At 52.3% G+C, this 24,085-nt stretch carries 22 protein-coding genes; 12 read left to right on the top strand and 10 right to left on the bottom strand.

Features of this window, described 5'->3' with window-relative positions:
• Positions 1-632: 632 nt before the first annotated feature.
• Positions 633-1,157 (bottom strand): lipocalin family protein, encoded by a 525-nt coding sequence (locus BN2591_RS24150; protein WP_086874241.1) that lies wholly within the window; start codon positions 1,155-1,157, stop codon positions 633-635.
• Positions 1,158-1,275: 118 nt separating this feature from the next.
• Here BN2591_RS24150 and BN2591_RS24145 point away from each other — a divergent pair, with 118 nt between their 5' ends.
• Both BN2591_RS24145 and BN2591_RS24140 read left to right on the top strand, forming a co-directional pair.
• Positions 1,276-2,004 (top strand): MerR family transcriptional regulator, encoded by a 729-nt coding sequence (locus BN2591_RS24145; protein ID WP_086874240.1) that lies wholly within the window; start codon positions 1,276-1,278, stop codon positions 2,002-2,004.
• A 381-nt stretch (positions 2,005-2,385) separates the two neighbouring features.
• Complete coding sequence (locus BN2591_RS24140) at positions 2,386-3,345, top strand: YbgA family protein (protein ID WP_086874239.1); 960 nt, start codon at positions 2,386-2,388, stop codon at positions 3,343-3,345.
• Positions 3,346-3,520: 175 nt separating this feature from the next.
• Here BN2591_RS24140 and BN2591_RS24135 read toward each other — a convergent pair whose 3' ends face one another.
• Positions 3,521-4,189 (bottom strand): class I SAM-dependent methyltransferase, encoded by a 669-nt coding sequence (locus tag BN2591_RS24135; protein ID WP_086874257.1) that lies wholly within the window; start codon positions 4,187-4,189, stop codon positions 3,521-3,523.
• 161 nt (positions 4,190-4,350) lie between these two features.
• Here BN2591_RS24135 and BN2591_RS24130 point away from each other — a divergent pair, with 161 nt between their 5' ends.
• Positions 4,351-4,701 (top strand): DUF1304 domain-containing protein, encoded by a 351-nt coding sequence (locus tag BN2591_RS24130; protein ID WP_086874238.1) that lies wholly within the window; start codon positions 4,351-4,353, stop codon positions 4,699-4,701.
• A gap of 55 nt (positions 4,702-4,756) precedes the next feature.
• Here the strand turns inward: BN2591_RS24130 and BN2591_RS24125 are convergent, their stop codons facing one another.
• Positions 4,757-5,545: an AraC family transcriptional regulator gene (locus BN2591_RS24125; RefSeq protein WP_086874237.1), complete on the bottom strand. Its 789-nt coding sequence runs from the start codon at positions 5,543-5,545 to the stop codon at positions 4,757-4,759.
• A 77-nt stretch (positions 5,546-5,622) separates the two neighbouring features.
• On the opposite strand from BN2591_RS24125, the gene BN2591_RS24120 reads away from it, so the two are divergent.
• Genes BN2591_RS24120 through BN2591_RS24110 form a run of 3 tightly spaced genes read left to right on the top strand, consistent with a single transcriptional unit; the run spans position 5,623 to position 8,802 of the window.
• The gene (locus tag BN2591_RS24120) at positions 5,623-7,686 is read left to right on the top strand and encodes an FUSC family protein (RefSeq protein WP_086874236.1); all 2,064 of its coding nucleotides are present in this window, start codon (positions 5,623-5,625) and stop codon (positions 7,684-7,686) included.
• A complete protein-coding gene (locus tag BN2591_RS24115; RefSeq protein ID WP_086874235.1) occupies positions 7,679-7,894 on the top strand; it encodes a DUF1656 domain-containing protein in 216 nt (71 codons plus the stop codon). The genes BN2591_RS24120 and BN2591_RS24115 overlap by 8 nt, the downstream gene beginning before the upstream one ends.
• Complete coding sequence (locus BN2591_RS24110) at positions 7,891-8,802, top strand: HlyD family secretion protein (RefSeq protein WP_086874234.1); 912 nt, start codon at positions 7,891-7,893, stop codon at positions 8,800-8,802. The genes BN2591_RS24115 and BN2591_RS24110 overlap by 4 nt, the downstream gene beginning before the upstream one ends.
• A gap of 72 nt (positions 8,803-8,874) precedes the next feature.
• On the opposite strand, the gene BN2591_RS24105 is transcribed toward BN2591_RS24110, so the two are convergent.
• The 3 genes from BN2591_RS24105 to BN2591_RS24095 form a co-directional block, all read right to left on the bottom strand.
• Positions 8,875-10,053, bottom strand: coding sequence for an alpha/beta hydrolase-fold protein (locus tag BN2591_RS24105; RefSeq protein ID WP_086874256.1), 1,179 nt, complete (start codon positions 10,051-10,053; stop codon positions 8,875-8,877).
• A gap of 402 nt (positions 10,054-10,455) precedes the next feature.
• Positions 10,456-10,866 (bottom strand): ASCH domain-containing protein, encoded by a 411-nt coding sequence (locus BN2591_RS24100; RefSeq protein WP_086874255.1) that lies wholly within the window; start codon positions 10,864-10,866, stop codon positions 10,456-10,458.
• Between the two features lie 55 nt (positions 10,867-10,921).
• Positions 10,922-11,197 carry a hypothetical protein gene (locus BN2591_RS24095; protein WP_086874233.1) on the bottom strand — a complete coding sequence of 92 codons (276 nt, stop codon included), beginning with the start codon at positions 11,195-11,197 and terminating at the stop codon, positions 10,922-10,924.
• A gap of 370 nt (positions 11,198-11,567) precedes the next feature.
• Here BN2591_RS24095 and BN2591_RS24090 point away from each other — a divergent pair, with 370 nt between their 5' ends.
• On the top strand, positions 11,568-12,500 hold the full coding sequence (locus BN2591_RS24090; RefSeq protein WP_086874232.1) for an ATP-grasp fold amidoligase family protein: 933 nt from the start codon (positions 11,568-11,570) through the stop codon (positions 12,498-12,500).
• Here the strand turns inward: BN2591_RS24090 and BN2591_RS24085 are convergent, their stop codons facing one another.
• Entirely contained in the window at positions 12,501-13,574 is a 1,074-nt protein-coding gene (locus BN2591_RS24085; protein ID WP_086874231.1) for an ATP-binding protein, read from the bottom strand.
• Positions 13,571-14,275: a response regulator gene (locus BN2591_RS24080; protein ID WP_086874230.1), complete on the bottom strand. Its 705-nt coding sequence runs from the start codon at positions 14,273-14,275 to the stop codon at positions 13,571-13,573. Before BN2591_RS24080 ends, BN2591_RS24085 begins: the two co-directional genes overlap by 4 nt.
• A gap of 391 nt (positions 14,276-14,666) precedes the next feature.
• Here BN2591_RS24080 and crrC point away from each other — a divergent pair, with 391 nt between their 5' ends.
• The 3 genes from crrC (at position 14,667) to BN2591_RS24065 (ending at position 19,447) form a co-directional block, all read left to right on the top strand.
• On the top strand, positions 14,667-15,101 hold the full coding sequence (gene crrC, locus BN2591_RS24075; protein ID WP_244173061.1) for a colistin resistant protein CrrC: 435 nt from the start codon (positions 14,667-14,669) through the stop codon (positions 15,099-15,101).
• A 270-nt stretch (positions 15,102-15,371) separates the two neighbouring features.
• Positions 15,372-16,295, top strand: coding sequence for an ABC transporter six-transmembrane domain-containing protein (locus BN2591_RS24070; RefSeq protein WP_086874228.1), 924 nt, complete (start codon positions 15,372-15,374; stop codon positions 16,293-16,295).
• Positions 16,296-16,333: 38 nt separating this feature from the next.
• Positions 16,334-19,447, top strand: coding sequence for a multidrug efflux RND transporter permease subunit (locus BN2591_RS24065; RefSeq protein ID WP_086874227.1), 3,114 nt, complete (start codon positions 16,334-16,336; stop codon positions 19,445-19,447).
• A 71-nt stretch (positions 19,448-19,518) separates the two neighbouring features.
• Here the strand turns inward: BN2591_RS24065 and BN2591_RS24445 are convergent, their stop codons facing one another.
• Complete coding sequence (locus BN2591_RS24445; protein WP_143468288.1) at positions 19,519-19,944, bottom strand: hypothetical protein; 426 nt, start codon at positions 19,942-19,944, stop codon at positions 19,519-19,521.
• 115 nt (positions 19,945-20,059) lie between these two features.
• Positions 20,060-20,542, bottom strand: coding sequence for an RES family NAD+ phosphorylase (locus BN2591_RS24055; protein ID WP_086874225.1), 483 nt, complete (start codon positions 20,540-20,542; stop codon positions 20,060-20,062).
• A gap of 753 nt (positions 20,543-21,295) precedes the next feature.
• On the opposite strand from BN2591_RS24055, the gene cspE reads away from it, so the two are divergent.
• Both cspE and BN2591_RS24045 read left to right on the top strand, forming a co-directional pair.
• Positions 21,296-21,508 (top strand): transcription antiterminator/RNA stability regulator CspE, encoded by a 213-nt coding sequence (gene cspE / locus BN2591_RS24050; RefSeq protein ID WP_086874224.1) that lies wholly within the window; start codon positions 21,296-21,298, stop codon positions 21,506-21,508.
• A 632-nt stretch (positions 21,509-22,140) separates the two neighbouring features.
• Positions 22,141-24,054: a methyl-accepting chemotaxis protein gene (locus BN2591_RS24045; RefSeq protein WP_086874223.1), complete on the top strand. Its 1,914-nt coding sequence runs from the start codon at positions 22,141-22,143 to the stop codon at positions 24,052-24,054.
• Positions 24,055-24,085 lie beyond the last annotated feature (31 nt).

The raw sequence follows: 24,085 nt of genomic DNA, 5'->3' as shown, positions 1-24,085 counted from the left end.
AATAACCACGATCAACAACCTGTTTGACTGCTTCAATTTTAAACTCTTCGGGATAACGCTTATCGCTCATGGGCACCTCTCTTTAAGCCATCTTAAATGACTCCGGGGTGTCTGTTAAACCCGTGGCGATTCATCATTAGGGGCATATCCCTGGACCGAAAACAGAATACCCCCACTTATGCCCCCAACTGTGATTTGATTCCAGTTGAATCCAGTTGACACCAAAAGCTAAGCTACGGGCTAGAAACTAGCCGTATACGGGCTTTGAGTTGGTTTCGGTAGACTTGGCAAAAGTTTGAAATGGTGCCGATTATGGGGTCGAACATACGAACTGCGCAGTTCGAAAGCGAGCCAATTCCAAAATGAGTACAAGCATGAGTATAATGATAGAATGCTCGAAAATAAAACAATAAATATCAATAATATAAAATAAAAAACACGGTTCAACGTCAAATGTGTTGTCTCATGAGGTTACATCGAATCTCACGAAGATTCACAAACCCTATAAAATCCACGCACTTGCGTGGATTTTTGTTTGCTCAGCATCGCAGATGTTCTTACCGACTCGCAGACAAATCCCCGACCGATAAAAACCCTTTACAACGCAACATGGAGAATGTTTTACCGCCCTGTTACTGATTCACCCACACCAGTTGATCAACCCGGAAACCAAGACCGCGCGCGGTATTCAGATAATCTTGTATCACCGCCTCTGGCAGCGTTGGCGTGCGCGACAGGATCCACAAATAGTCGCGGTTCGGGCCGCTCACCAGCGCATACTGGTAATCATCGTCAAGTTTAATGACGTTATAGCCGCCGTAAAACGGGCCGAAGAAAGAGACTTTCAGCGCGGCTGTCGACGGTTCGCCGGTGAAATAGGCTTTCCCTTCGCTCTCGCTCCATTTGCGTTTTTGCGGATCATACCCGCGGTTGAGAACGCTGATGCCCCCGTCGCCGCGTTTGCCGTAGGTAGCCGTCACCTGTTCCAGCCCGCGTTCGAAGCGGTTCTCCAGACGGGCAATTTCATACCATTTACCAAGATAACGGCTGGCGTCAAAGCCGGTGATCGGCTGAACCCCTTTTGGTGGCGTGGGAGATTTACAGGCAACCAGTGTCAAAGCGATAGCAACACCGGTCACCACAGGCCATAGCTTCATGAGAGCTCCTTTCATTGTCGCAGTTGGCAGTAAAGTGTAGTGCAAACGGTCCGCTCTTCATTCAACCCATTAGTATTCGTAGTATATTGAGAGCATTCTCTCTTATCAGGTTTCCCTCATGTCTTACTCCATCGGCGAATTTGCTCAACTTTGCGGGATCACCCCGACAACGCTGCGTGCGTGGCAGCGGCGTTACGGCCTGCTTAAACCGATGCGTACCGGGGGCGGCCACCGGCTGTACAGTGATGATGATGTCCAGCAGGCGCTGAAAATCCTCGACTGGGTGAAAAAAGGGGTGCCGGTAAGTCAGGTGAAACCCCTGCTGGCGCGTCCGGAAGCGCCCAGAACTAACAACTGGCTCACCCTGCAGGAGAGCATGTTGCAGCGGCTGAAAGAGGGAAAAATCGAATCCCTGCGCCAGTTAATTTACGATTCAGGCCGCGAATATCCACGCCCGGAGCTGGTCAACGAAGTGTTGCGCCCGCTGCGCAGCAAAGTTTCAGCCAATATTCCTGCCATGATGACCCTGCGCGAAGTTCTGGACGGCATCATCCTTTCCTACACCTCGTTTTGCCTCGAAGGCGATAAAAAGGCGCCTGGCGATAACTATCTCATTAGCGGATGGCATCTTACCGACCCGTGCGAAATCTGGCTCGAAGCGCTTAAACGTACCGGCCAGGGTCACCGTATTGACGTTCTTCCAGTGCCGCCCGCCACGCTGGCTCCGGAGATTTTCCCGCAGCGAAAGTGGCTACTGGTCACCACCGGCACACTCTCCGCCGCGCGTAAAAAGCAGATCGCGCTCTGGCAAGCCTCTGTCGTCTCCCTCGAGATTATCTCCCTCTAAATTCATTTTTCGCCACTCGCCCTCTTCGCAGCACAACCGTGAAACGTTGCGGGTCTGCTACAGGAATTAAAATCGCATAATGACGGCATTTTCATCACATTGAATTTATTGACAAATTAAAAATATCCTCAGCAAAACTTGGACAAATAAATTTAATTGTGTAAGTTTGAAGTATGCCGTAATACCACGTTATTTAGCGCCTCCGGAAGGTCTCAGTGCTAACGCTCTCAAAGCATGGGCAAGCCATTCCGCAGGCAGGTGAAAGGCAACGGCAGCCATTACAGGGCTCTACGTAATACAACCAGCATGAAGACACCCGCCGCGACCATTTGCGAAGCGGCATGTTTCTTCATCCATAACGCGCAGTAAGAGGATAACCTCATGAACACGCAACCCATCATTGGCATTAGCGGATGTTTAACCGGCTCGGCGGTACGCTTTGACGGCGGGCACAAACGCATGGGTTTTGTGATGGACGAGCTGGCACAGTGGGTGACGTTCAAACCGGTGTGTCCTGAAATGTCTATTGGCCTGCCCGTACCTCGCCCGGCGCTGCGTCTGGTGCAGAACAGCGATGCAGCGCTCCGCATGCGTTTCAGCCATGCGCCACATGAAGATGTAACGCAAAAAATGGCTGACTTCACCGGGGCATATCTTCCGCAAGTCAGCGCCTTTTCTGGTTTTATCGTCTGTGCCAAATCGCCGAGCTGCGGCATGGAGCGCGTGCGGCTGTATGATGAAAAAGGCAATCGCGGGCGTAAAGAGGGTGTGGGCCTGTTTACCGGCGCATTGCTGGCGCGCTATCCGTGGTTACCGGTTGAAGAGGATGGCCGTCTGCACGATCCGCTGTTGCGGGAAAACTTTGTCGAGCGCGTTTTCGCTCTGCACGAACTCAACACCCTCAAGGCTCACGGGCTGACCCGTCGCGCGTTGCTGGACTACCACAGCCGCTACAAACTCCAGTTGCTGGCGCACGACCAGGCCGGTTACCGGGAGATTGGCCCCTTCGTCGCCTCGCTACACGAATGGGACGATCTGGACGCCTTCTTTGTGGCATACCGCGAAAAGCTGATGGCGATCCTGAAAAAAACCGCGTCACGGAAAAATCATACCAACGTGCTGATGCACATTCAGGGCTACTTCCGTGAACATTTGAACAGCCGCCAGCGCGGCGAACTGCGCGATGTGATCCTTCATTATCGCAACGGGCTGCTGCCGATCCTCGCGCCAATAACGCTGCTGAAACACTATCTGGCCGAATACCCGGATCGCTACCTGTTAAAACAAAATTACTTTGCCCCCTACCCGGACGTGCTTGGTCTTCGCCTGACCGTCAACTGAATACCACCACAAGAAAGCTCGAATGACCCTGATACGGGCTCCTCACGTTCCACGTTTAGACGACATCTCTTGTCGTCTTTTTTTTCGTTGCGCGTAGTGCGACGGCCAGCGGCTCCCCCGCCTACTCTGATCGGTATTTCGCTTTTGTACGTCGTGGCAAATCACTCCCCGCAGGTCAATGCGCTGCGCAAACTAAGGTCGCATGATCCCACCACGGGTTGCAATTAACACGGCTTGCCAGCACGGTGAATTGCGCTTTTTGCAGCTCCTCCACTAAGGCCGGGAGTGGTTTTAGCGTGCGCCAGGGTTGACCCTCTCTGAGCAGGTGATGGTATTCAGCATCGTAATTCTCCCAGTCTTCCTGATAACGCGGCATACCGCACATTGAGCTGACAACGAAATGACCTGCAGGTTTGAGCAATCGTCGCACTTCAGCAAAACAGCGCTGCCTTGCCTCCCCAATCAGGCAGTGCAAGCAGCTACCATCAATGATCAGGTCAAACATTGCCGCTTCGCACTGCGGAAGGTGGCAGACATCACCGACAAAAAAGTGCGCACTCAGCCCTGCTTGCGTAAAACGTTCTTCAGCCCAGCGGATCGCGGTTTGCGCGAAATCCACGCCCCAGACATCGTCACCCCGGCTGGCAAAATAGTGCGCGGCCATCGCGCCATTGCCGCAGCCCAGCTCAAGCACCGTTGCGCCAGGTTGCGGGAGATAGTGGTGCTGCCCAAGCCATGAAAAAACCTGCTCCTGTTGTTCCTTCGCCCTGAGATAACCGCTTCCAGCCCAGGCGGCTTCTCCGTTTGCTATCAGTTCCCGATACTGTTTTTCGTACATGTTCATCATTAACCACTACCCTGCTCAAACCTGCCATCAGTCATATTATCGGTGGGGCGAAATGCGATGAGGCGCGAAAAACGACATCATCCTCATCATGCTCGCTGCGCCGGCCGCCGCAATTATCTATACTCCACGTCACCTGCCCTTATCCAGTAAGGTTTCCTGTGTTAGCTACTGTTCTCGTTGCCATTGTCGCCGCTATTCATCTGTACATTCTGGTGCTTGAAATGTTTTTGTGGGACACCAAAACAGGCCGCAAAGCCTTTAATCTTAGCGCGGAGTTTGCACGCGACACCCGCGTGCTGGCTGCCAACCAGGGGCTTTATAACGGCTTTCTGGCGGCGGGGTTATGCTGGGGATTATGGCTGGGTGAAAGCGGCGTCCCAGTCACGCTCTTTTTTCTGATCTGTGTGCTGATTGCCGGGGTTTTCGGTGCCGTCACAGCCAGCCGGAAAATACTCGTTGTGCAGGCGCTTCCGGCGCTGCTGGCGTTGATTGCCCTGCTGATGCAGTGAATGTTGTCTCTGCCTGCAAGCGCCCGGGCTGATGTCAGGCCCAGGTGCATGCAGGTTACGGCGTTTTCCGCTCGGCAAAGTAGTGGGCTGGCGTGCTGCCCATCGTTTTTCTGAACATGGTGATAAACGCATTAACGGATTCATAACCGAGTTTTGTCGCCACGTTTTGCACTGATTCACCGCTGGCTAACGCCTGCAGCGCAATAATCAAGTGGAGTTGCTGACGCCATCGCCCAAACGTCAGCCCCGTCTCGCGCAACATCAGGCGCGCCAGGGAGCGTTCACTGAGCGCAAGGCGCTTCGCCCATGCTTTAAACGTGCTGCGATCCTCCGGATGGCTCACCAGCGTATCGGCCATGGCGCGTATTTTGGCATGGGCCGAAACCGGTAAACTGAAGTTCTGCTGCGGCATGGTGACCAGTTCATCAAGCGTGACGCGGGTTAGCCTCGCGGCATGGCTATCTGGCGGGTAATCGGCCTGTTCACGGGTTAAGCGATCAACTAACTCTCTAACCAGCGGAGAAATCGCCAGCGTGCAGCAGCGATTCGGCAACGCTGCGGCGCCGGGTTCAATAAAAAGATAATTCAGATGCGCGTTCCAGGTGGCGCTGGCGCTGTGAGGCGTGCCGCCTGGGATCCATACCGCGCAGTGCGGCGGCACTATCCAGATCTCGTTTTCCGCACGACAGGTCACCGCACCATATAGCGCAATGATTAATTGTCCTTTGCGGTGCGTATGCACCGGCACTTCGGCTTCGTAATCAACGAAATCCAGACGACGGGCGACAGCCGGGCTGTGCGTGTCGTCGGGGTCAAACACGGTGGTGGCGTAGTTAGGCTGCATACGATTGGCAACATTTAGGTATTTTTTGACAGAATAGAGTATTTAATAGCGTACGCAAGCCGGTAATACTTCCCGGCATGAACAAAATCGATTCCTCACCCAGCCGTTTATTGCGCGACTTATCGGCCCTGCGCCGTCGCACGGGCGCGATGTTTAGTTCAGTCGCATTGACGGGCGATGCCAACGCATTACTCTATTCCGCCAAAAGTTTTGCCGCGGCAATGCTCGCGTATTACATCGCCTTATCGATCGGCCTTGAAAAACCTTCGTGGGCGATCATTACCGTTTATATTGTGTCGCAAACCTCCGTTGGCGCGTCGCTGAGCAGAAGCGTCTACCGCTTAGCCGGTACGATAGTGGGTGCCGGCGCGACGGTGTTGATTGTGCCCACTTTCGTGAACACGCCGATTGTCTGTAGCGTGGTACTCACCGGCTGGATCACCTTTTGTCTCTATTTATCGCTGCTTGAGCGCACCCCCCGTGCTTACGCCTTTGTGCTGGCAGGTTATACGGCGAGTCTGATCGGTTTTCCGGCGGTATTTCACCCCGGCGCGATTTTTGATACCGCCATTGTTCGCGTGCAGGAGATCGGGATTGGCATCTTCTGTGCGGCGCTGATTCACCGCTATGTGTTGCCAAAACGGATCTCCGGCCTGTTCAACAGCAAAATAGCGCAAACGCTGCATTCTGCGCGCCAGATGCTGGCCGACGCGTTAGCAGGCAGTGCCAATGAGGCGGCCGCCAATCTGCGACTGGCGCTGGCGTTACAGTTTCTGCAAGGCCTGAGCCACCATATTCCTTACGACTTCGCCTACTCAGCACCGGTTCGTCATGCGCGCAAAGCCCTTCATGACAAGCTGGCGCGCTTGTTGATCGTCAGCGGTGAAATACACGATCGTTTGCTGTTGGTCACTGCGCTGCCCGCCAATGTTCAGATGCTGCTGGAAGAGGTGCAGAGCTGGCTCGCCGGGGAAGAGTGTGCAAAACGGAAAATCACCGGACAAGCGTTGGCAGAACGCAGTGCGACGTTAACCGAACAATTCGCCGCCACAGAGGCGCTGACCTTTGAAACAGCGCTTCAGAGGAACTTTGTCCGTCACCTGCATGAAGCCATTACGCTTTTGCTGCAATGCGAGCGGCTCGCGAACGCCCTCGCGCATGCAAAACCGACGCAAATGCCAGCCGAAGAGAAACCGGCGAAAGGCTATGTCTTCCACCGCGACAGCCTGTCTGCGGCGCGTACCGCGCTGGGTGCATTTGTCACCATCCTGAGCGGTTGCCTGATATGGATTGACTCCGCATGGCCCGATGGCGCGACGGCGGTTTCTATCCTTGGGGTCTGCTGCACGCTGTTTGGCAGTTTCGATACCCCGGCGCCGCACATTGTGAAATATATGGTGGGTTCAGCCTGGGGCGTGATGATAAGCCTGCTTTACAGCTTCGCCCTGCTGCCTCTGGTGACTGAGTTTCCGCTGCTGGTGGCGGTGCTCGCACCGGCCTATCTGCTGGCGGGATCGTTACAGGCTCGCCCCGCTACCACGTTCATGGCCATGGGGATCACCCTGACACTGCCTATTTTGTGCGAGTTAGGTGCCCACTACAGCGGCGATTTCGCCGTGGCCGTCAATACCGCCATCGCGCTCTTTGCCGCCACCGGCTTTGCGGTGGTCAGTATGAGCTTGCTGCAAACCGTGCAGGCTGACGCCGCCATTGAACGCTTGCTACGCGTCTGCCGACGCGACGTTCGACGCAGCGTGAAAGGCGTATTCAAACCCGATGAAACCCACTGGACCAATCTGATGATAGACCGGACCGCGCTGTTACTGCCGCGTTTACAGCGGAGCGGGCACTCCGCAGAGCAAACGCTTAACCAGATGCTGCACGCGTTGCGCATTGGCCTTTCCGTGATGCACTTACGCCGTTTTCAGGCGCAGAAAGACCGCCAAAAAGCGCATGACATTGGCGAGCTCCTCTCTCTGCTTGCCCGCGATACCGCACCGAGTGCGCTACGTCAGCGGATTCAGGCCATGATTGGCCCCACATCCCTGCATCCCCATGAGCAGTCGCGCCAGTTCATTGACTGCCTGGTTGATCTGCACTGCGCATTAAGCGAACCGTACACGGGGCGCGCCGATGATTAATGACATTAATCTCGGCGGGGTATACGTCCCAGGCCTGCTGGTGATCTCCCTTGCCGCCCTGTTCTGCACGCTGTTATGGCTACCACTTTTCACTTTCAGCAGGCGCTATCGCCGTTTGCCATGGCGTCCGCTGATGAGTTTATCCACTTACATTGTGACTTTTTTCCTGCTTATGCAGGGGCTGAACGCACTGGGGTTAGTTGTATGAAATCCTTTTTTTCTCTTTTAAGCCGTTATGCACTGACCTTAAGCGCTGTGCTGGTGGCTACCTTCCTCGCTTACATGATGTGGAAACATTACGCGCAGCGTCCCTGGACTCGTGATGGCCGGGTGCGGGCTGATGTGGTACAGATAGCGCCGGATGTTTCCGGGCCGGTGGCAAATGTCGCGGTTCGCGATAATCAGTGGGTTAATCGTGGCGATGTGCTCTATTCAATCGATCCGCACTGGCTGAAGCTGGCGGTGGCCAGTGCGCAGGCAGATGTTGAGGCGAAACGTCATGAGATGTTAATGCGCCAGGATGCGGCGGCAAGGCGCTCACAGATCAAAGGCGTGATCTCCAGCGAGGACTTGCAACAAACAGGCAGCGCGGCCAGCATCGCGGCGGCAAATTATCATGGTGCGCTGGCGGCGCTGGAACTGGCACAGCTTAATTTATCCCATGCCACGGTGCGCGCGCCGGTCGCGGGCTATGTTACCCATCTCCGACTGCGTCCGGGCGACTACGCCACCGCCGGGGAAACCAAAGTGGCCATCATTGATGCGAACAGTTTCTGGGTTGTGGGCTATTTTGAGGAGACAAAACTGCGGCATATTCATGTCGGAAATCGCGCGCACATCGCGCTGATGGGCTTTGAACCTGTCTTAACCGGTCACGTTGAGAGCATCGGGCACGGCATCGGCGACAGTAATGACGAAACAGGCGGTCTTGGCCTGCCGGACGTCAACCCCACCTTTAACTGGGTGCGGCTCGCGCAGCGCGTACCGGTGCGTATTCATATCGACCAGCTCCCTGCGGGCGTGGAGTTAGTGGCGGGTTTATCCGCCAGTGTATCGGTGGAGCCGTCCGGGTGGAAAACCTCTCCGTCGTTACTCGCACGAATCACCAGTGAATAATCAAAGCGTTGAATGATGTCTTATGCTTTTGTCCGCTGGCGGCGCGGCGCCAGCGGACAAGGCTGCAACGTCTTATTTAAACAGCTTCTGCACAAACTCGGCATAGGCGGGACGCCAGACATCCATTTCATGCCCCAGGCCGGGATACACTTTATAGCTAAACGTGATGCCTTTTTGCTCCAGCTCTTTTTTAAGCCCGGCAATATCCTGCCCGGTAACGGTATCTTTTTCGCCGACCACTACCGTGAAGTTATGCAACTGCTTATTCACTTCCTGCGGCTTATTGAGCTGCGCCGTCACGCCAGCGTCCGGGACGGTGGCGGTCGTGACGCCACTGAATGTCGCCAGCCAGCCGAAGCTGTCAAGATGGTTCATCCCGGAAACGAGTGCCTGAAAGCCCCCTTGTGAGAGCCCGGCCAGCGCACGTCCGCCCGCATCCTTACGCACATTAAAGCGGGCATCCACCAGCGGAATAATGTCATGCATCAGTTCGCGGTCGGCCGCTTTGGCATTAAGCGGATAGAACATTTTGCGCCGCTCTTTCGGCGGATAATTTTCCGGGATCGCCTGCACGATATCCGTTTCCGTATCCGGCACCACCACCAGCATGGGTTTAATTTTCCCTTCGGCTAACAGATTGTCCATTATCTGCGGCAACCGCCCCTGATCGATGGCGGAAAGGCCGGTATCGCCAAAGCCATGGTAGAAATAGAGTACCGGCAGCGGTTCGCCTTTCCCGCTGTAACCCGGCGGCGTCCAGATATACATGCGACGCTCTGAACGCAGTTCTTTCGCGTGGTAGGTCACCGTCAGCAGATCGCCATGGGGCACAGCGCGGTCGTCGAGAATACTGCCCGGCACCAGAATCAGGCTGGTATTGACCTGGCGCTGCGGTTTCTGAAACCGGCTTCCGGTATCCACAGAACGAAAACCATCGACATCAAAATAATATTCGTAAAGATTCGGAACAAGCGTCGCGCTTTTCCACGACCAGATGCCGCTCTCATCTTTTTGCATATCATGCGAGACAAAACTGTCCGGCGTAGAACCGGTCACCACCGATACCCGTTTTGCGCCCGGCGCGAAAAGGCGAAAAGTAATACTTTTGTCGGCGTTTACCTGGGTCACATACTGACTCACTGGTATTGATAAATCCGGCGTTACCGGTAATGGCGCGGCAACGGCAGGAAGCGTCGCGCCCGCCACAAGCGCGCTGACAGTAAGCGCAAGCCAGCTGATGTTTGTTTTCATATCCACTCCCTCATTCTCTTTTTCGTTAAGGCAGAACTTGTTAGCGCATTCCCACCACGCTTCAACCTGAACGCCAGCCTCCACGGCGTGTTTCCGCTACATCCATCGGATAAAGGTCATTCATGAAGGCTGGCAGCAAAAGTTTGCGTATCGACGAGATTTTTAAAAACCTGTTTCTGTACGTTTTGCGATATATGTTGCGTAAATCAGGGATTTTTAACCACGTTGAACGGGATGGAGAAAGCGAGGGGGAGTTCTGAACAGCACGCTGAATTTTTGCACAGTGCGCTTTTTGGCATATTTCAGCGGTGCGAGTTTTTACGGTGAATATTGGCGGCTTGATTTGCGAAACGCGACAGCCGCGTTTCGCAGAGGCTGTGATAGAAATGTCGAAGCACGGGTTCAGAGAACCTCAACAACCCGGAACTCTTCTGCGACAAGTTCCATCTCTTCGCAGAAAAACCCCGCGCGGGTGAAAAAGGCTTTGTGCTCCTGGCGCCAGTATTCAAGGCTTAAATCGCCCTCGCCCTCTTTTCTGGCAAACTCGTGCGTGACATCGCAAAAGCGTACCAGACGCATCGCGAGCAGTCTGATGACGCAAACCGGGGAATGTTGCCCGTCGAGAATAATATGATAACTGCCGATTTTGGGTGCCGGTTCTTCCGCCAGATACGAGGCAAGCGAGCCGCAGGAGGCCGTTTTTCTTCCACTCACCACTAAGCCTGCAAGCGCGTTTGCCATCTCCGGGTTGTCGCCAAATGACCATGCCTGTGCCCCGGGATAGGTTGTTTTTAATTCATCAATACTTTTCATGCCGGGCCTTTTATCGGTGTGACTACGCGGCGACTCGCGGCGCATTCTGTTTTCATCATTTCTCTTTTTTGCGCACCAGCGAGGTGACAATGGCCGTCAATCCACCAATAAGCGGCATCGGCCCTGCACCTGCGAGAAAGTTCTCGCGATCGATTTGGTTATCACGGCGAATATCCGCAAAGCGGGCAAGCGCGTTTTTTTCATTCGTCGCGCTGATCTCTTCAAACTGTTTTTCGAAACCCTGCGCCACCAGTTGAGAAGCCGTATCCATTTCCGCGCTTTTCAGCACGACGAGTTGCTTACCTTTTTGATAAAAACAGTAATCCGTCATTTCTCGCTCCATCATAGAAAAGGTGACCTGACAGGTAATATATCTGGCTTCAGTAAATTCTGAACCCATTTTCTGCGTAATTTGTTAAGCAGATAAGAAAGGCTCTTCTCTTTCGCAGCACCGGCCTTCCTGCAATGCCAATTCGTGTTTCACTTTCCTTGCTCCCGTCCCCTTGTTAACGGCTAACACGCTGATATCTGCGTTCGAATTTAACTTAAAGGAACATATCACCTGTTCCCATCTGGCAAGCAGTACTTACTCGACTCGGTTAAGGATATTTTGCCAGTTGCTACTCCATCGTCGCTCCATATTAGCGGCAATATAAATCAATAAATCCTCTGCAGAATGTTTACTGTCCGCAGGAGGAATAATGAACAGATTTAACTATTTTATGAAATACACCGAGTATCTTGCTCGAAAATTTTTAACCTGTCTGGTTCAGGATCAGCAGTTTCACAGCAAAAGATTAAAACGAGTCACTGGCAGAACCCCTGATCTGGTTAATCCGGTGACGCTGAGCGAAAAAATATGTTATCGATTGATATATGATCATAACCCGCTTTACACGCGACTGGCAGATAAACTGGCGGTACGCGATTACGTTTCAGCGCGTACACAACGAGTACAATTACCCACACTGCTTGGCGTTTATAATGACGTGCAAAGCATCGATTTCAGCCAGTTACCGGACAAGTTTGTGCTGAAGTGTAATCACGACAGCGGTAGCGCAGTAATATGTACGGACAAGGATAAACTCAATATTACACGCGCGTTGCAGAAGCTTGATTTTGCCCTGCGCAAAAATATGTATTACACCACTCGCGAATGGCAGTATAAAAATATCCAACCGGTTATATTGTGCGAAAAATATATTGATTTATTTTCCGAAAGAGACAAAAGCCGAACGCCTGAAATGCTGAGAATACACTGCTTTCATGGCATCGCGGGTTTTATCGAAGCGGATTTTACCGATCAGTCCGGTCATGGTTTCATTAATGTCTACAATCGGTGCTGGCAATTACAGCCCTTTCAGATGGAATATTCCAATACGCCCTGGGCGATACCCGAACCGGAATTATTGCATAAGGCAATAACCGCGGCGCAGGAGCTCGCCACCGGGCTCGATTATTGCCGAATTGATCTGATGCTGCAGCGTGATGTCATTTATTTCAGTGAAATCACCCTCAGCCCCCGGCGCGGCAAGTTACAAATCTCACCGCCAGAGTGGGATACCCGGCTGGGTGAGATGTGGAAAATGACCGCGATTCCAGCCCATCAGCAATTGCATACGCAGAAAGCGTAATCACTGTTTTTTCCGTAAGGGCCATGAGAGTTTAAAAATGGAATGGCCCTTATCGGTTAACGTGTAGGTGACGTCGCCCTGATGAGCAAGCATGATGGCTTTTAGCACCGACAACCCCAATCCACAGCCCCCCGGATTGGTGTCCCTTGCGCTGGCTCCGCGCTGAAAGGGGTGAAACATAAATTTGTGGAATGCTTCCGGAATGCCCGGTCCCCTATCTTCAACGACAATAAAGTTCTCGTGTTCATCAGCACCATGGCTGACCACCATGCTTTTAGAGGTGGCATATTTTATCGCGTTATCGAAAAGGACCGTCAGGCACTGAATAATTCGCAGCGGATCGCACTGGCATTGCTGGGGGTGTAATTCGGTCACGACGCTAAAATGGCTGCGTTTAAATTCCAGCGCAAAGGAATCCACTGCGCTCTGAATGATCTCCTGCAAATCAACATCCACAAGCGTTAACGTAAATTCGGCCCCGCCGGATGAACTCACCACCCGCAGATCTTCAATCAGGCTGGTTAAGCCCTCTGTTTGCTTAAGCAGCGAGTTAAACAAGGTCGGATTTGGCTCAAACACGCCATCAACCAGCCCCTGTAAGCGGCCCCGCAGGATGGTAACCGGCGTGCGCAGTTCATGGGCGATAGCGGCATTCCAGGATCGACGCTGCGCATCCATTGTTTGTAGCTTTTCAGCCATATCATTGAAATCATTAACAAGATTATTAAGCTCGCCCAGATGCGTACTCGCACAAAACGCCCGCGCGCCCAGATCGCCCTGGGCTATTCTTCGCAGGCTGGTGGCAACAGAGCTTAACGGGGTCAATATTCTTGCCGACAGTTTCACCGTAAAAAAAAGCGAGACGGATAAACTTATCAGGGAGGCGACCAGGATCCATAACCAGTCCAGATAGGTCATCTGATCCTCATTCCCGGCTATTGCCCCGCCGGGAAGGTAATAAATGATGAAGGTATAAAACAGGTAGGAGCCGATAACCGAGACAGCAATAACCGTCAGCGTGAGCGAGATCATAAACGCCAGCACCTGGCGGCTTAACGGGTGGCCTCTGTTCATTTGTTTTCACCTAACCGGTAACCCATGCCGCGAATACTTTCCGGAACCCCTTTTAACCCGCAGTTTTCCAGTTTTTTGCGCAGCTTGCTCATATGGCTGTCCACCGTGCGATCAAGCGTATCGCCTTCTGGCAGACAGGCGTTGAGCAACTCTTCGCGCGAGCAGACTTTGCGGGGGTTGCGCGCGAGGTAGGCCAGCAGTTTGAATTCGGTCGTTGTCAGGATGGGAGAGATAGCCTCGCCGCAGCCATTAATCTCCACATAAAAGTCCTGCGGATAAACCGTTAAACAGGCTGTCCGGATAGGCTTATTGTTGAGTTGTTGGTGGCTGGCCTTTGCCCTGCGCAACACGGCTTCGATACGTGCGACAACCTCGGTGGGATTGAAAGGTTTCACCACATAATCATCCGCGCCAAGCCGCAGCCCCATCAGTTTATCGATGTCCTGATCCAGTGCCGTAACCATGATGACCGGAATATTGCTCTCTTTTCGCAGTGTGGAAAGGACAGTCCAGCCATCGAACACCGGCAACTGGATATCCAGTAACACCAAATCGGGCTTTTTCAGCCGGCAGGCGTCTATCGCCTGCTCGCCATCCGCCGCACGCAGGGTGCGCATCCCTGAACGCTGAATATAACTGGTCAGAATATCCGCTATTTCATCGTCATCTTCAGCAACCAGAATTAGATAGTTGTCGTTCATGATTTCTCCACTCACCACTGATACTGCGGGCATTCTGTGACCAGGCTTGCGCTTAAGCCGACACCGACGATTTCGCTTCGGGTACTGGCCTCAGGCAAACTTTCTAAGCTGTTTCTGAACCCTGGCAGCAACGCGCAGGTCATCAGCGAACATGAGACCCGCTGATGCAAAGAAAGTTGCATCCGCAGAAACGCACTGACGTCTCATTTTTTTCTCAATCATTGATGGCAACATCCGCAAGCGAATATCTACCAGGCAGGCATACACACTCGCTCCACATTCGGGTAATTAATTTTCCACAGTGCTGGATAACAATAGAAGGTAAGCCACATAAATACCGCGTTACGGGTAAGTAAGATGACGTAAATAAACACGGCAAACCAGATCGTGCATGGTCATTTCATTACCGGTAAAGCGCTCTCCCGGAGTTGACATATCAATGAAGTACTTACGGAAACTCACCGCTGAAAAAATCAGTTCATTGATGATATTTTCTGCATGGTTATGGGGAATGTTCTATATATGGCTTATTTTGATGCACAACGTTGAGGAAAAAGTTGGTGCGACGCTGCTTTCATCGCCGTTTATCTATGCGGCGTTAAGCGTTTCTCTTTTACTGTTTTTGATACAAGAAAAAGCGGGCGTGCTGAAAGAGCTGGCTATTGTAACCTTCTTTTTGGTGATCATTTTACTTCATCTTATTCTTATCTTTAACCTTCTCTTACTCAGGCTCCCTGATATTTATGACTTTAGTTTTTATTATGAGTGTTTTTTAATTATTTTCCTCGGTGTCACGCCGATGTATCTTTTATTGCGGATCCTCTGAATATCGTCGAATGTGAGGCGTCAGATTTTGACTATGCGCGTCGTGACAAGTAGCCAGAAAATCCGACACCTTTACATTGCAGAGGAGTTAGCCACCTCCATATAGCCTCCATAAAACATGCATCCTGCGTAAACATCCAAACGATATACTGCATAAACGCCGTGTAATCCAGGCGCATATCTTAATCGGCTCGCAATGAAAGCGCATGGGTGATTAAGCATAACGGCAAGCCAGGATTGTTCATCCAGACCGGGCAGATAATTTTTTATAATGACATCGATAAATAAAACCCCACCGTCCTCTGCTGAAAATGTGAAAAGGACATTAAAACATTTGGCCGTAAAAAACGGGAAAAAGCTCTCGGTGACTTTTTTGCTGGTGATTGCGGAAAACGTGACCTATTTATTGTATCCCGTGCTGGCAGGCATCGCTATCAACGCGATCCTGGCGGGGAATGCCCTCACCGCTGCGCTGTATGGGCTGATGATCCTGTTTATCTGGATCCTCGGGGCAACCCGGCGCAGTGTCGATACGCGCACGTTTGCGCGCATTTATGCCGGCCTTGCCGTATCGGTGATTATTGCTCAGCGTAAATATCAGCTTAATCACTCAACCATCGCCGCGCGGGTGGTGTTATCCCGTGAATTTGTTGATTTCTTTGAAATGCATTTGCCGATGCTGATGACCTCGCTGATTTCCCTTTTTGGCGCCGCGATTATGCTGCTCATTATTGAGTTTCACGCCGGGATGATGTGTGTGGTTATCGTCATTATTCTGTCGTGCTTTCTTAAAGGTTATACCCGTAAAAATGAGGTGCTGTTTAACCGGCTAAATAACCGACTGGAAAAGGAGGTGGACTATGTTCATAAAGCTTCCACACTCTCGCTTAATCGCCATTATTCATCGCTTGCCCGCTTGCGAATCAGCCTTTCCGATCGTGAAGCACTGGGATACCTCGCGATCGGTGCCCTGATCGCCCTGCTCTTTACCCTGACCATCATAGTAATGACATCAACCCAGGGGGTGAATGCCGGACATATTTATTCGGTCATGACATATATGTGGATGTTTGCCACCAGCCTTGATGATGCACCGCAACTTCTGGAAAAGTTTTCACAACTTAAAGATATAGGTAAACGCGTCAGGACGGATGATGTTGATAGCGGGACATTATCACCGCAGCAGAAACCTTGAGTTTACTTATCTCGCCTTACTTGTTCGGAAATTAATTGATGCCACAGTTTTTTATTGACCGGCCTGTCTTTGCCTGGGTTGTTGCACTGTTCATTATATTGAGTGGGTGTTTATCCATCCCCCATCTTCCGGTCGCGCAATACCCGGCGGTCGCGCCGCCGAGTATTATTATTTCGGTCAGTTTTCCTGGCGCATCACCTGAGATGATGAATACCTCGGTAGTTTCACTTATTGAGCGCGAGATCACGGGGGTGGACAATTTGCTCTATTTCGAGTCCACCAGCGACACCACCGGGATGACCTCTATCACCGTAACGTTTAAACCCGGAACGGACAGCAAACTCGCGCAGATGGATGTGCAAAATAAGATAAAAACGGTGGAGCCACGTCTGCCACAAGCGGTGAGGCAAAACGGTGTCAGCGTTGAAGCGGCCGAGTCTGGTTTTCTGCTGATGGTCGGTCTGAAATCCACCACGGGAGCCTATCAGGAGGCCGATCTGAGTGATTATTTCGCCAGAAACATCAGCGATGCGCTTCGCCGCGTGCCGGGCGTGGGGAAAGTCCAGCTGTTCGGTGGCGAAAAAGCCATGCGCATCTGGCTTGACCCGGTCAAAATGCACCATTACCAGCTTTCAGCCAGCGACGTCATCAGCGCGGTGAGCCAACAGAATGTGCTGGTATCACCCGGCAGATCGGGAGACGAACCGGCGCTGCCGGGGCAGGACGTCACTTATCCGTTAACGGTGAAGGGGCAACTCACCTCTGTTGCGGAGTTTAACGATATCACGCTTAAAGCGACCACTGACGGCGCTCGTCTGAGGCTGGGTGATATTGCGCGCGTGGAGTCAGGGCTACAGAGTTATACCTATGGCATCCGGGAAAATGGCGTTCCGGCGACGGCAGCAGCCATTCAGCTTTCGCCGGGCGCGAATGCCATCAGCACCGCCGCGGGAATTCACCAGCGACTGGCAGAGCTGAGCACCACGCTGCCTGAGGGCATGGCGTTTACCGTTCCGTTCGACACTGCCCCTTTTGTAAAAGCCTCGATCATCAAAGTGGTACAAACGTTAGGCGAAGCAATGGTGCTGGTTTTTCTGGTGATGCTGATCTTCCTGCACAACATCCGTTGCACGCTCATCCCGGCTATTGTCGTCCCGGTGGCGCTTCTCGGGACATTCACTGTCATGCTGTTAAGCGGCTATTCCATCAATATTCTGACCATGTTTGGCATGGTGCCCGCCATTGGCATCATCGTCGATGACGCGATTGTCGTCGTCGAGAACGTTGAGCGGCTGATGGCAGAAAAAGGGCTATCTCCGCACGAGGCGACACGCGAAGCGATGCGGGAAATCACACCGGCGATTATTGGCATTACGCTGGTGCTCACCGCCGTGTTTATCCCGATGGCATTTGCCAGTGGTTCGGTCGGGGTGATTTACCGCCAGTTCACAGTGTCGATGGCGGTATCGATCCTGTTCTCCGCGTTTTTAGCCTTAACGCTCACCCCTGCGCTCTGTGCCACCCTGCTGAAACCGCAGCAGAAAAACGCGTCATCAGCGGGACGATTCGCCGCCGGGTTTAACCGTTATTTTCACCTGCTCTCTTCGCGTTATGTGTCGGGTCTGGGGTATGTGGTAAAGCGAACCGGGCGGATGATGCTGCTTTATGCCGCGCTGTGCGCGGCCCTGGTGATGGGGTTAATCACGCTGCCATCCTCTTTTTTGCCCGAAGAGGATCAGGGATATTTTATGTCCTCCATTCAGCTCCCTTCCGAGGCCACCATGCAGCGCACTCTCGCGGTGGTGAAACGCTATGAAGATGAAGTAGCCTCAAGGCAAGCCATTGAAAGCAATATTATGATCCTCGGATTCGGTTTTTCAGGTTCGGGGCAAAACTCCGCACTGGCCTTTACAACGTTAAAAGCGTGGTCATCCCGCAAAGGCATCTCCGCCCAGGATGAAGCCGAGCGTATCCAGTCAAAAATGCAGTCCGTACCCGACGCAGTAACCATGAGCCTGCTGCCGCCCGCTATTTCCGATATGGGCACCTCTTCCGGGTTCACCTTTTATGTTGAAGACAGAGCGGGCAAAGGCTACGAGGCGCTGAAACAGGCCGCAGACAAACTGGTTTTACAGGCAAACAACAGTGCGAACCTTGCGGATGTCTATATCGATGGGTTACCGGAGGGAGCCTCTATTTCCCTGAACATCGACCGGGAAAAAGCGCAAGCGTTAGGCGTATCGTTTGAGGAGATCAATCAGGCCATTTCTGTCACCTCGGGTTCAAACTATGTCAATGACTACACCAATGCTGGCCGTGTCCAGCAGGTCATTGTGCAGGCCGATGCAGCTTACAGAATGCAGCCTGAAACGCTGTTAACAATAGCCGTCAAAAACAGACTGGGCGAAATGGTGCCGCTTTCCGCTTTTGTCACCTCGTCGTGGCGACAGGCCCCGCAGCAACTCAATCGCTATCAGGGATATCCGGCCATTCGCATCACCGGCAGCGCGGCCCAGGGTCACGCCAGTGGTGATGCGATGAAAACCATGGAACAGCTGGCAAAGGCATTGCCACCTGGATTTACCGGCGAGTGGGCAGGCAGTTCATTGCAGGAAAAGGCCTCGGCTTCCCAGTTGCCAGGGTTAATCCTCCTCTCTGTGCTGGTGGTATTTCTGGTGCTGGCGGCACTGTATGAGAGCTGGTCAATTCCCGTTTCCGTGATGCTGGCCGTGCCGTTGGGGCTTATCGGCGCGCTTATTGCTGTCAGCTCGGCCAGTATGACCAACGATGTCTTTTTCAAAGTGGGCTTGATTACCCTGATTGGTCTTTCAGCCAAAAACGCCATTTTGATTGTCGAATTTGCCCGTCAGCTACGCCGCCAGGGCATGAGCACCCTGGAAGCAACGTTACAGGCGTCCCGACAACGGCTTCGTCCGATTTTGATGACCTCGTTAGCTTTCACGCTGGGCGTTGTTCCCCTGATACTCGCCAGCGGTGCCAGCGCCAGCACGCAGAATGCCATCGGTATTGGGGTGTTCGGCGGCATGATCAGCGCCACCTTATTCGCGGTTTTCTTCGTGCCGGTATTTTTTATCGTGGTAACAACGCTTTTTGACAGGGGTTTGCGATCCTTAAATGAACCCAAAGTATGAGGTATAAACAGGCCGACAAAAACCGGATATGTTGGTGTAAAAGCCCCGGAAAGGGGCTGAACAGGCGTTAACTAGGGTGCGGGGGGAACGGGCGGCGCGGGAACGGGCGCCAGTTCCCTCACTTCCAGCCGGACTTCATAACGCTTGCCATTTTCCAGCGCCGGCAGAGTTTTAACCACATTGTTTAATGCATCGACCGGCGTGGTCGTTTGCTGAACGACACCATAAACCAGCGGTGCCGGGCCAGGTACAGGCGGGCTATCCCTTTGTAACGGTGGCGGTTTGATATCGCACTCTGTTGCAGCACTGACAGAAAAAGTGCAGACCATAAAAGCAGTGGCAAACCATGTGCTGGTTACTCTTCTCTTGCTGTTCTCCGCGTTTGTGGTTAAAAAAACGTCACCAGAGGTGAAAATAGCCCGCCAACAAGAAGGGAATGTGAACGTGTTTCGCAAGAAAAGAAAATTGCCAGACAACAGCACGACGCAATTACCCATAACCGCGCCGGGTGCTTTCTATCACCTGCGTTGCGCTTTTGGCTTCCTGAACGGGGGTAAGTGTCGCAGAGAGAGCGGAGTGACTTTTATCCGGTGCGTTATGTCAGCCCGTGCTTTATTCAAGAAGAGTGACATGACATTGGCTGTCGTTATTCCAGGCAAAAAGTACCAGATGCCAGAGCCCGGGTGCTTTACGGGAAGGGTCGATTAAGCCATTAAAGCCGAGTGATTCCAGACGATTACGCACACCCCACGAGCCGGGAACGCCGCCCTCCTTCACAATGTCCTGCCATGGCGCAATCGCATCGTGAAGGTGAATGCCCGCAGCCAGCACGGCATCCGCATCGCGGAGATCAAAAATGTTATTCGCGATAACCCTGACTTTAACTATTTCCAGGCTGGCATTTCTGTTGTCGCGGTGGGATTGCATCGCTGCCTCTACGCCTGCAGGCGATGAACTCAGATACAGCGTCGGTTGCTGGCTGTCCGAATAGCGCCCCGGCGCTCGGGAGCCGGCTAACGCAAAACGCCGATAAGCCGGATCAATCGCGCGATAAAAAAGACCATCAACCGCTGTAAAATGCGTTGTCAGATCCATAACGGCCTCATTCTGTTCTGAGAAAAAGTCTGTCACGGTAGCCAGTATCAAGTCCGCTTCGTTTAATGCCCTGCTTTCCGGTCTGCATGACCGGAGCCATATGACTGGTTCGAAGGCCTGTGCCGATACGAGGATAAACTTGATGCTGCGCAATTTGTAGTCCGATCCGCGTTGCAAAGCAAACACGCGAGGCGTATCACCGTCGATGGCACTTTTGCCATTCTTTGGGGACGAAAACATGGCTGACAGAAGACCACTTAATCCAGACGTCGTCGTACCTAAACCTGGTGGTGGCACACAACCTCGCGATCGCAACAATAACGGCAGGGTTCGTGAGAAACGCGCGGACGCAGGTAAACCGAGGAAGTGATGACCGGGGCCACCTTGCGGTGGCCTTTTTGTGTTGCAAGATAAGCGAACTGGCAACGCAATTTTGCTAACGCTCTGCGAAATAACCGGCTTGAGAAAGTACTGACAGGCAAGCAAAACAGACAGCCATGCAGCCATCCGGGCGTGTAAGTGGTTAAAATAAAAAAACATAAACATTGCCAAATCGAACTCGCTATGTCTTAATAGCGCCATCGGTTTGGAATACAGACCTTATGAAAGCAGTTTTAGTAAAGCAGTCCTCAGTTCAAGAGTTATCCAAAGATACCCTTCTTCGTGAGCCTCCTCCTAAGTGCCAAATAAGTTACTCTATAATCACAGGCCATTATCGCCGCACTTCGTGGCTCATTAATTAAGGAAATATCTATGTCTAATAAAATGACTGGTTTAGTAAAATGGTTCAACTCTGATAAAGGTTTTGGCTTTATCACTCCGGACGATGGCAGCAAAGATGTGTTTGTTCACTTCTCCGCTATCCAGAGCGACAACTACAAAACCCTGGATGAAGGTCAGAAAGTCTCCTTCACCATCGAAAGTGGCGCGAAAGGCCCGGCCGCAGGTAACGTTACCGCGCTGTAAGCCCCGCCCTTTATCAGCGGCGCTTACAACAGCGATGAAGGCGAACAGCCTGAGCAGCTAAGCACGACTGAGACGAAAAAACCCGCCTGGTGCGGGTTTTTTATTGCCTGTATTTCGCCAGGAATGACCACGCTGGCGCAAAACAGGCGGTCTGTTTTGGCAGAACCAGAAAAGCGGCATTGAGAAATATCTTGCCCGACTAATAACTATTGAGCACCTGCACACTTTTAATTTACCGCTATCACCAAATAACATAGAACGCTAATTAACACCATGCTAACTGGCAATTCTGCAAGCATGTCAATATAAATTGCGGCGCATATAATATATCCCCTCTCTGCGGACATATCGCAATGAGAAATCTTTGCTGACTCATGATTACAACGATAACCGAATAAAAGCCCACTGCTTTTCCAGTATTCATCATGCAATATCTTTCATTTATTTAAAATATATCCTCCGCCGGTAATCTTTTCTTTTTTTCATTAAAAAAAGTGCGGCAATTGTCGATAAGTAATTTGATAAGCCCTATTTCCAGCGTCCTATTAAGGCGTGAAGACACCTGCAACCTGATAAGAAGTGAAAATGAAACCGTCTTTTGAATATTAAGAATTATTATTGAGGATACCTCTATGCCAAAGCTGTTACCGTCAATAAAAAACCTGCCCGTCGCTGCCAAGCTGTTTGGTGGATTTGCAGTTTTGATAATTATCATTGTTCTGTCCTCACTTATCAGCATTCAGCAATCCAGCAATATCCGCGACCATGCCCTGAAAGGAAAACTCATCAATGAAATCAGTACGGAGTTAAATACCGCACGGCGTAACCGTTTGACGTACCAATTAAACCACGATGAAAAATCCCTTGAGGCGAACAAAGTCGCCATTGCCAACATGGATCAGAAAGCGATTACGGGTCTGGACTACACCTGGGACGATGACGCCCGCGTGTTGTTTGATGAACTGCGCAGCACTATCCCTGATTACGCCACGCACCGGGACACGTTTGTTAAGCTGGAAAAAGTGACCGTAGAGCAGTCCAAAAACCTGACATCGGCTGATATGAAAACCCTGCTCGATCAATTCAGTACCCGCCTTGAGCAGCAGGAAACCACCACCCAAAACGAGATAGCATTGCTGAATCGCCTCAATACGATTTGGGCGACGGCGTATGAAATCCAGTCATCCGCGGGTAAGCAAGGAGTGGACATTTTTGCCCGCCAATATGATGAAGCGACGAAACTGCTTCATGCTGAAAATGCGGCGTTTACCCCTGAAGACAAAGCGATGGCGCAGGCATTTCTTAGCGGCCTGCAGGGGCACGTCACGGCGTATGCCGCTGCGTTAAAAGAGTCGCAGAAGGCGGCGACGGAACTGACCGGCGTTGCCGAAAAAATTAATACCGTTACCTCGGATTTAGTGACAGGCCAGACGCAGAAAAATATCGATATCATTCAGCGGGTCATGATCATTATGGGGGTGGTTGCCCTTTGCGCCGTCCTGACGGGATTACTGGTCGCCTGGCTGCTTACGCGGCAAATGACGCGGCAGATAAAACACAACCTGACGCTGGCTGAACGTATTGCCGAAGGTGATCTGACCGCCACCATTGAGCCGCAGTCAAAAGATGAACTGGGTCGCCTGACACTGGCCATGGGTGTGATGAACGATAAGCTTCGCGAAATGATCACCCAAATAAAAGAGTCGGTCGTTCATGTGGCTAATGCCTCTTCGGACATTTCAGCAGGCAATACGGATCTGGCCTCCCGCACAGAACAGCAGTCTGCCGCCGTCGTTGAAACGGCGGCAAGCATGGAAGAGTTGACCTCAACGGTTAAGCGTAATGCCGACAATGCGCGTGAAGCCAGCCAGCTCGCCGGGCTGGCGGCGGAACATGCGCGTTCCGGTGGGAAAATTGTCTGGGATGTCGTCAGCACGATGGAGACCATCACCGAAAGCTCAAACAAGATCACCGATATTATCAGCGTCATCAATGGGATCTCTTTCCAGACCAACATCCTTGCGCTTAACGCAGCCGTTGAGGCGGCGCGCGCAGGTGAACAGGGGCGCGGTTTTGCCGTGGTGGCGGGAGAAGTCAGAAGCCTTGCATCGCGCAGCGCTCAGGCCGCTAAAGAGATCGAAAGTCTGATAAAAGAGTCCGTACAACGTGTGGTGACCGGTTCAGAAATGGCCAACAAAGCCGGGACGACGATGGAGCAGATTGTCTCTTCTGTCACAAATGTCAGTGGCATTATGAACGAAATCTCCAGTGCGTCGGAAGAACAGAGCAGAGGTATCGATCAGATTGGTAAAGCGGTCACCGAGCTGGATTCCACAACGCAGCAGAATGCCGCGCTGGTTCAGGAGTCGTCTGCGGCTTCCTCATCACTGGAGCAACAGGCTGAACAGCTGGCGCAACTGGTTTCCGTGTTCAAACTGCGTTCCGATACCGCTAAGCCCAAATACACGCCAGCGGCGAAACACCGCAAAGTTGATCTGAAGCCGGCAACGTCGACCGGTCACAGCACTGACTGGGAATCGTTCTGACGATTACGCTATACGGTACGTGCCCTCCTGT

The sequence above is a fragment of the Kosakonia pseudosacchari genome (assembly GCF_900184035.1).
GTDB classification, from domain to species: Bacteria; Pseudomonadota; Gammaproteobacteria; order Enterobacterales; family Enterobacteriaceae; genus Kosakonia; species Kosakonia pseudosacchari.
This window is presented reverse-complemented; position numbering and strand designations above follow the sequence as displayed.

Excerpts from the sequence above, each read along its gene's own strand:
- BN2591_RS24150 (WP_086874241.1), bottom strand. The coding sequence starts at position 1,157 with ATGAAGCTATGGCCTGTGGTGACCGGTGTTGCTATCGCTTTGACACTG.
- BN2591_RS24145 (WP_086874240.1), top strand. The coding sequence starts at position 1,276 with ATGTCTTACTCCATCGGCGAATTTGCTCAACTTTGCGGGATCACCCCG.
- BN2591_RS24140 (WP_086874239.1), top strand. The coding sequence starts at position 2,386 with ATGAACACGCAACCCATCATTGGCATTAGCGGATGTTTAACCGGCTCG.
- BN2591_RS24135 (WP_086874257.1), bottom strand. The coding sequence starts at position 4,189 with ATGAACATGTACGAAAAACAGTATCGGGAACTGATAGCAAACGGAGAA.
- BN2591_RS24125 (WP_086874237.1), bottom strand. The coding sequence starts at position 5,545 with ATGCAGCCTAACTACGCCACCACCGTGTTTGACCCCGACGACACGCAC.
- BN2591_RS24120 (WP_086874236.1), top strand. The coding sequence starts at position 5,623 with ATGAACAAAATCGATTCCTCACCCAGCCGTTTATTGCGCGACTTATCG.
- BN2591_RS24115 (WP_086874235.1), top strand. The coding sequence starts at position 7,679 with ATGATTAATGACATTAATCTCGGCGGGGTATACGTCCCAGGCCTGCTG.
- BN2591_RS24110 (WP_086874234.1), top strand. The coding sequence starts at position 7,891 with ATGAAATCCTTTTTTTCTCTTTTAAGCCGTTATGCACTGACCTTAAGC.
- BN2591_RS24105 (WP_086874256.1), bottom strand. The coding sequence starts at position 10,053 with ATGAAAACAAACATCAGCTGGCTTGCGCTTACTGTCAGCGCGCTTGTG.
- BN2591_RS24100 (WP_086874255.1), bottom strand. The coding sequence starts at position 10,866 with ATGAAAAGTATTGATGAATTAAAAACAACCTATCCCGGGGCACAGGCA.
- BN2591_RS24095 (WP_086874233.1), bottom strand. The coding sequence starts at position 11,197 with ATGACGGATTACTGTTTTTATCAAAAAGGTAAGCAACTCGTCGTGCTG.
- BN2591_RS24090 (WP_086874232.1), top strand. The coding sequence starts at position 11,568 with ATGAACAGATTTAACTATTTTATGAAATACACCGAGTATCTTGCTCGA.
- BN2591_RS24085 (WP_086874231.1), bottom strand. The coding sequence starts at position 13,574 with ATGAACAGAGGCCACCCGTTAAGCCGCCAGGTGCTGGCGTTTATGATC.
- BN2591_RS24080 (WP_086874230.1), bottom strand. The coding sequence starts at position 14,275 with ATGAACGACAACTATCTAATTCTGGTTGCTGAAGATGACGATGAAATA.
- crrC (WP_244173061.1), top strand. The coding sequence starts at position 14,667 with ATGGTCATTTCATTACCGGTAAAGCGCTCTCCCGGAGTTGACATATCA.
- BN2591_RS24070 (WP_086874228.1), top strand. The coding sequence starts at position 15,372 with ATGACATCGATAAATAAAACCCCACCGTCCTCTGCTGAAAATGTGAAA.
- BN2591_RS24065 (WP_086874227.1), top strand. The coding sequence starts at position 16,334 with ATGCCACAGTTTTTTATTGACCGGCCTGTCTTTGCCTGGGTTGTTGCA.
- BN2591_RS24445 (WP_143468288.1), bottom strand. The coding sequence starts at position 19,944 with ATGGGTAATTGCGTCGTGCTGTTGTCTGGCAATTTTCTTTTCTTGCGA.
- BN2591_RS24055 (WP_086874225.1), bottom strand. The coding sequence starts at position 20,542 with ATGGATCTGACAACGCATTTTACAGCGGTTGATGGTCTTTTTTATCGC.
- cspE (WP_086874224.1), top strand. The coding sequence starts at position 21,296 with ATGTCTAATAAAATGACTGGTTTAGTAAAATGGTTCAACTCTGATAAA.
- BN2591_RS24045 (WP_086874223.1), top strand. The coding sequence starts at position 22,141 with ATGCCAAAGCTGTTACCGTCAATAAAAAACCTGCCCGTCGCTGCCAAG.